Below are 455 nucleotides of genomic sequence, written 5' to 3'. Positions count from 1 at the left end.
ATAGATACCCATACTCAAATTGTTGCTGTTTTACTGCACGAGGTCTTGAGCCTGTCGCAGCCCATAAACGTGTTGTTTGGTTTTGTTGACCGAAACGAGCTTCATCTTGAAACCAAACATCAATTCGCTCAAGAGGTAGGTGTCCTGGGGTGTGAAGGATCGTTTCCAATAGGAAGTTTTTTAAAAGTTTCCTGGCATTCTCGTGATTGTTTGGGGTGTCTTGAACGGCTCGTTATCCAGCTAAACCCAAGCTTCTTGAGGAGTTTGTATATATGGTCTGAGTGATAACGAACTGAAAATTGGATAAATATATAGTTCCCAATATCTTCGCCTGTAAGCCGCCCTCCATTCGAAGAATTGGCTGACTGAATTATATGAGCTGAAAGGAGTTCGAGTTGGCTTGGTGTTAATTTAGCTGGGCGTCCTTGTATCGGCTTACTATCAAGTCCCTCTAA

At 42.9% G+C, this 455-nt stretch carries 1 pseudogene; it reads right to left on the bottom strand.

Annotated features, from left to right (window positions below):
- Positions 1-455 (bottom strand): annotated as a pseudogene (locus tag J8L98_RS24630) (winged helix-turn-helix domain-containing protein); the annotation flags it as partial.

It is taken from the genome of Pseudoalteromonas sp. MMG013 (assembly GCF_018100885.1).
In the GTDB taxonomy this organism is placed as follows: Bacteria; Pseudomonadota; Gammaproteobacteria; order Enterobacterales; family Alteromonadaceae; genus Pseudoalteromonas; species Pseudoalteromonas aurantia.
This window is presented reverse-complemented; position numbering and strand designations above follow the sequence as displayed.